The sequence below is a fragment of the Anaplasma phagocytophilum genome (assembly GCF_023476575.1).
Taxonomy (GTDB): Bacteria; Pseudomonadota; Alphaproteobacteria; order Rickettsiales; family Anaplasmataceae; genus Anaplasma; species Anaplasma phagocytophilum_A.
This window is the reverse complement of sequence record NZ_JAHLEX010000079.1, coordinates 1-6,031: the sequence shown is the minus strand read 5'-3', so window position 1 is coordinate 6,031 and position 6,031 is coordinate 1. Positions and strand designations below refer to the sequence as shown.

Here is a 6,031-nt window from a genome sequence, read left to right as displayed (position 1 = left end):
GTTTGCGTATTAATCATAGTTTTGCAAGGTGCAACGTTTTCTCAAGATGATATCCCCTGCAGCTTTAAAAGGAATATCACCCATACATCATAAATGCATCTTCTTACCCAAACTGAGAAGGTCTACTCCCTTATGATATGAAAGGTGATAACATTTTAGATATAGCTCATACCCTAAGAATCATAAAAACAACATTACATCGCAGCTGCTGCACACATATAATGTCTGTATTGGGAACAGTATACACTGTGGTATAAGCGTATATAGACGCGTATTCAAAACAGGATAATAACAGAAAAACTAAGGGAGCACATAATTACCGAAAACTTACTAATGAGGAAATGCTACATAGCCACTGGTAGAGCTCTTGACACCAGAGCATGTATGCTATACCATGACGTGGTCTCGGGGTGTGGCGCAGCTTGGTAGCGCACTTGGTTTGGGACCAAGGGGTCGGGAGTTCAAATCTCTCCACCCCGACGCGTTTTCTGTCGCGTGCTGTCTTATGCTTTTTTTCTCTTTCCATCTATGTGACTGTGGCACTATGTAGCAGTGCTGGTTAGGGTATTTGCCCTTAGTAAGGGAGTTTTGTACCCCCAGCATGGGGGATCAGTCTGGTTGGGTACATACGGTACGGATCGTTCTCATTGTCTTGATATTCCTTGATGATTTCTATATTTATGAATTTGTACCAAGCACTTCATAGTGTTGAGAGCTTTGCGTAATGGCACTAGTTTTTAACACGCGCCTTTTTTAAACTTCCCCTTTCATGCGATTTATTCTACAAAAAAACGCTCAATTATCGACAGAGAAATACACTGAGGAAGGAGTACCCTACCCTGAATTCAAAATATGATATAGTTTGAAGATACATCATAATACTGAAGGATGCTACGTTTTCTCAAGATAAGATCCCCCTATTACTTTGAGAAAAATATCACCCGTATCATCAATACATATTCTGTCACTATCTGGAAAGGTCCCATCCTCCCTTTGGAAAATGTGATCACATAAGAATAGCTCCAATCCTCAGAAGAATAAAATACACTATATGACTTGCTGTAAACACTATTATCGTGGACTACATAGCGTGGTCAGCGCTGAAAAAATTCAAAAGCACAAGAACTGCCTAGCTAGACAACGTGGATATGGAAAAGGAATCTCATGTATCATAAAATGCACACTCTGCAGTATTCTGGAAGAGCTTCTCCCTTATGAAAGGTAATCACATTAAGAACAGCGTTGCCAGCCCTAAGAAAAATAAAAACGACATTATATCGCTTGCCGCACACACTATTATTGAGGACGATATGGCGGGATCAGCCCTGAAAAAATTCAGCAGCATAGGAACAGCCGCCCCGGATAACGTGGATATGGAAAACGTTATTATCATAGATATTGCAAAAAGCACTTCTATAGAAACATCTCTGAATCTAATCACTACAGCTACAGACGCTATTGCTGCAATTATTATCCCATTTACAAGGCCTACGCATAACTCTTTTAGTAGCAATCTCCTAGAATTTCTATAAGTAAGCTGTTTTGTAGCCAAAGCGCGTACTGTTACGGCCAGAGCTTGTAATCCGGAATTTCCGCTCATTGATGCAATCATAGGCATGATCACTGATAAAGCCACAAAGCTTTTTATCGTATCGCTAAACCAACCTATCACCAAAGAGCTTACAGTAGACGTCAATAGGTTTACTAGAAGCCAGGGCATTCTTCTAAAAACTGTCTTCATTAACGGAGCACTTATATCGCTATCAGACACCATCCCCAAATGAAGCGCATCCTCTTCCGCCTCCTCATGTACCACGTTTATTATGTCGTACACCAAAATAGATCCCATTATACGACCCTCTTTGTCGACAACAGGCGCAGACAATAAGGAGTACTGCCTGAACATTTCTGAGACTTCTTCTTGTTTTGTACTTGGACGTATCACCTTAATATCCTCGTCCATCAATTGCTGGACCAGACAACTCTTATTTGACGTTATCACATCGTCCAAAGACAATATCCCTATGGGCTGCAACTTAGGGTTTACTACGAATATCTCATGAAATTTTCTATTTTGCTTAGCATTATCACAAAGGTACGTGGTTAACTGTTGAATGCTCCAGTGTGCAGGAACAACAGTAATGTCCTTGTGCATTAACCTACCGGCGCTTTTTTCTGGATATGACAATAACTCGCCAATAAGCAAACGTTTTTCTTCTGGAAGTAGACGCAGTATGTCTTCTTGGTACTCCTTACTAAGGTCTTCCACCACCACAACTATGTCTTCGCTGTCTAGGGTGGCAATAAGTGCTGCAACTTTTGATACACCTAGAGTACTGACAGCCTCCTGCCGCAGTCCCGGTACGAGATGCACCAGAGTATCAGAAACAAGCTCATCCCCAACATATTTTAGAAGCCCTTTTCTTTGATTAATGGTTGAGGTAAGAAGGAAAGATGCAAGCTGCACTCCATCAACGTTATCAAGAATCTCACGAATATCCGCCGCTCTTTCCTCTTCTATCGCATCTATGAGAAAATCACTAGTCTTCTTATCCAACAAATGGTACGACATGGCAGGCCTGGTAATTTCATCAATTATGGTGAAGCAGCGTACAGTTCTTCTAGCACATTTTCCCTTCCTTGTATATTGGGAAATTCCCAGTTTTTGCACCTAATTACATGCGCCTATCATGTGCCGATACACCATTGGAAGTACTCGCGATAAACTTCCTCCGGTACTGGCATATTGGCCATACACCATCATACACATTGTATATAGAATACAAGAAACTTAAAACTGCAGGTTCTACCTTAACACTAGGCAAATTTCTGTATAAATGTACTTCAATAAGAAGGTAAGGTCTAGAAACATGTCGTGGGTTTTCAATATAGGTAGGGATTGACTTGCAGAAAATAGATTGTAGTATCAGTACGTTGATGCGGCCCTTATGGCGGAATGGTAGACGCGGTAGACTCAAAATCTACTGCCCGTGAGGGTGTGCTGGTTCGAGTCCGGCTAAGGGCACATCTGGTTTTTAGCATGCCTACGGTGGGCTGTTTTTGTCGTGTGGATAACTCTTCTTGGTTAGGTATAGAATGAAGAAAGTCAAAAAGGAAGTTAGTAAGGTGAATCAGAATTCTGGCTGCGAAGGTGTTGGAGAAGTTGTCAGGGTGATGCCTGCGGTCGTTGATGTTGAGTTTGCCCACGGAGGTCTGCCGGATATCTTACATGCTTTGAGAAGTGAAAAGGATTACCAAGGAAAGCAGTTGGTTCTGGAAGTAGCACAGCACCTCGGAGATGGGGTTGTTAGGTGTGTTGCCATGGGTAGTACCGACGGTCTATCTAGGGGGGATAAGTTTATCAATACTGGCTCGCCCATTTCTGTTCCTGTTGGACGTAAAACGTTGGGTAGGGTCTTTGATGTTTTGGGTGAGCCTATAGATGGAGTTGGCGATGTAGGTGCAAATGTCGAGTATCACGCTATCCACGCTCATGCTCCAAAGTTGTCGGAGCAAAAAGTTGCTACTGAGGTCTTGGTAACGGGTATCAAAGTAATTGATTTGTTAGCTCCATATCTGAAGGGTGGAAAGGTAGGTTTGTTCGGTGGAGCCGGTGTTGGAAAGACTGTTCTCATAATGGAGTTGATAAGCAATATAGCTAGGGCACATAAGGGTTTCTCCGTTTTTGCGGGTGTAGGTGAGCGTACTCGTGAAGGAAACGACTTGTATCGTGAGATGGTGGAGTCTGGAGTAATTAATGAAGATGAGCGCGAAAAATCACAAGCAGTACTTGTGTATGGGCAAATGAATGAGCCTCCTGGTGCCAGAATGAGGGTTGCGCTGTCGGCATTAACCATGGCTGAGTATTTTCGTGATGTGGAAGGGCAGGACGTTCTGTTTTTCGTAGATAATGTATTTAGGTTTACGCAGTCTGGTTCAGAGGTTTCCGCGCTTCTTGGGCGTGTGCCGTCTGCGGTGGGGTATCAGCCGACATTAGCTTCTGAAATGGGAGCAATGCAGGAACGTATTACTTCTACTCATAAGGGGTCAATTACTTCTGTTCAGGCTATATACGTCCCTGCGGATGACTTGACAGATCCAGCTCCTTCTACTTCGTTTCTGCACCTCGATTCTACTACTGTATTATCTAGGCAGATTTCGGAACTCGGTATATACCCTGCAGTGGATCCTTTAGATTCAACTTCGCAGGCGTTGTCTGTCGATGTAGTTGGTGCCGAGCACTATGAGGTTGCTAGAGAGGTTCAGCGTATTCTGCAGACGTATAAGTCTCTTCAGGACATCATTGCGATACTTGGTATGGATGAGTTATCTCAGGAGGACAAAATATTGGTTGCTAGGGCTCGGAAAATTCAGAGGTTTTTATCGCAGCCGTTCCATGTAGCAGAAGTCTTCACGGGTAATCCTGGTGTTTTTGTGTCATTGGAAGATACAGTACGTAGTTTCAAAGGATTGGTAGAAGGGCGGTATGATGATCTGCCTGAAGCGGCATTTTACATGGTTGGTGGTATAGATGCTGCCGTTGAGAAGGCAAAAACTCTGAAATAATTTTTTCCCAAAGAAAGTTAGGAAATATGTGTCTTGGAGTTATGATTTACTTTGGTGTTGGGACTTGTAGTTAATGTGGTAAGGGTTGTTAATGGATAGCTTTAGCGTAGAGTTTGTCTTGCCGGATTGTACGAGTAGTTTTGCAGGCATATGTTCTCTTGTTGCTCGAACCGGTAGTGGTGAGCTTGTTGTTATGGCGAATCATGAAGGGGCTGTGATGGACTTGCCTCCTCAGGCATTGCTCCTTCGAAATGAGAAAGGCGAGGAAACTGTGGTGCTGGTATCTAGTGCTGTACTTACTGTGAAAGATAATGAATGCGTAGTTATAGCAGATGCTATAGTTTTTGCCGGAAGTAGTAATAAGGAAGCCTTGGAGCGTATTAGGGCAGAGATTAAGAAGTCTGCTGATGGAGCTGGGTTGCTTGCAGAGATTGCAAAAGGGGATTTGATGTTTATTGATATGGTCTTGAAAGCATGAAGATATTCTTGGACACGATAGATGTAGATAGTATGGCTACGCTTTACAAGACCGGTGCTGTTGACGGTATTACTACTAATCCGGCATTATTATCAAAGTCTGAGAAACCGTATAGGGAGTTGCTTGAGGAAATATGCGGGCTTGTGCCTGGGGATGTCAGTGTGGAGGTTGTTTCCGTTGATGCTGACGATATGGTCGCTGAGGGGCTAAAGCTGGCTAAAATCGCTAAAAATGTCGTAGTAAAATTGCCGTTGACCTTTGATGGTATATGTGCATGTAACATTCTCGCGAGAGAGCATGGTATAAAGGTGAATGTGACGCTGTGTTTTTCGGCGACTCAAGCGTTAATGGCTGCGAAAGCGGGTGCTACTTACGTTTCTCCGTTTATGGGCAGGATAGATGACCTGGGGGGAGATGGGGCGGCGTTGATAAGAGATATACGATGTGTATATAGTAATTATGGTTTTGAGACGCAGGTTCTTGCTGCTTCAGTGCGGGGTCCTATGCATGTTTTAGAGGCTGCGAGGGCTGGCGCTGAGGTTGCTACGGTACCGGTGTCTGTTTTTAAGCAGCTATTTCTACACCCGTTGACCGATAAGGGATTGGGTGACTTTCTTAAATCCTGGGAAGTGAGTGGGAGGTCCATCTTTTGAAGCAATGGAAAGTGATAGCGCTTTTTTTCTACTACTTTACTAGAGATTCATAGCTCGAGATGTCCTTGTGTGACAATTGATTTGCTATCGTTAGGTTGGCTTACCTTTCCGGGGTGTGTGCTTGGACTTAGATGGAGATATGACTACATTTTCTTTTTTCTTAAGAAGTAGATAGAGTAGGATGGGTATATCTAGGGGTGCTGAGGTAAAGGCCTGATCTGTACTTCGAGTTATATCTCACTGGTGGTAGAGTAGTGTTATATCTCGTGCTGTCTAGGTCTTATGTGCTGTATACTGGTTGTTTGTAGCGTACTACTGTTATGGTACAACAATT

Annotated in this window: 4 protein-coding genes and 2 tRNA genes; 5 read left to right on the top strand and 1 reads right to left on the bottom strand. The window is 43.2% G+C overall.

Going from position 1 to position 6,031, the window contains the following annotated elements:
* Window positions 1–406: 406 nt before the first annotated feature.
* A tRNA-Pro gene (locus KPX09_RS04140) sits at window positions 407–480 on the top strand.
* A 745-nt stretch (window positions 481–1,225) separates the two neighbouring features.
* On the opposite strand, the gene mgtE is transcribed toward KPX09_RS04140, so the two are convergent.
* Complete coding sequence (gene mgtE, locus KPX09_RS04135) at window positions 1,226–2,671, bottom strand: magnesium transporter (protein ID WP_410518480.1); 1,446 nt, start codon at window positions 2,669–2,671, stop codon at window positions 1,226–1,228.
* A 271-nt stretch (window positions 2,672–2,942) separates the two neighbouring features.
* Between mgtE and KPX09_RS04130 the strand changes: the two genes are divergently transcribed.
* The 4 genes from KPX09_RS04130 (at window position 2,943) to fsa (ending at window position 5,697) form a co-directional block, all read left to right on the top strand.
* Window positions 2,943–3,025, top strand: a tRNA-Leu gene (locus tag KPX09_RS04130).
* Between the two features lie 71 nt (window positions 3,026–3,096).
* Complete coding sequence (gene atpD, locus KPX09_RS04125) at window positions 3,097–4,566, top strand: F0F1 ATP synthase subunit beta (protein WP_249549124.1); 1,470 nt, start codon at window positions 3,097–3,099, stop codon at window positions 4,564–4,566.
* 91 nt (window positions 4,567–4,657) lie between these two features.
* The gene (locus tag KPX09_RS04120) at window positions 4,658–5,044 is read left to right on the top strand and encodes a hypothetical protein (RefSeq protein ID WP_249549123.1); all 387 of its coding nucleotides are present in this window, start codon (window positions 4,658–4,660) and stop codon (window positions 5,042–5,044) included.
* Entirely contained in the window at window positions 5,041–5,697 is a 657-nt protein-coding gene (gene fsa, locus KPX09_RS04115) for a fructose-6-phosphate aldolase (protein ID WP_249549122.1), read from the top strand. The genes KPX09_RS04120 and fsa overlap by 4 nt, the downstream gene beginning before the upstream one ends.
* The last annotated feature ends 334 nt before the right edge of the window (window positions 5,698–6,031 follow it).

Bases quoted from the DNA above. Each gene is read 5' to 3' on its own strand.
- atpD (WP_249549124.1), top strand. From the start codon at position 3,097: ATGAAGAAAGTCAAAAAGGAAGTTAGTAAGGTGAATCAGAATTCTGGC.
- KPX09_RS04120 (WP_249549123.1), top strand. From the start codon at position 4,658: ATGGATAGCTTTAGCGTAGAGTTTGTCTTGCCGGATTGTACGAGTAGT.
- fsa (WP_249549122.1), top strand. From the start codon at position 5,041: ATGAAGATATTCTTGGACACGATAGATGTAGATAGTATGGCTACGCTT.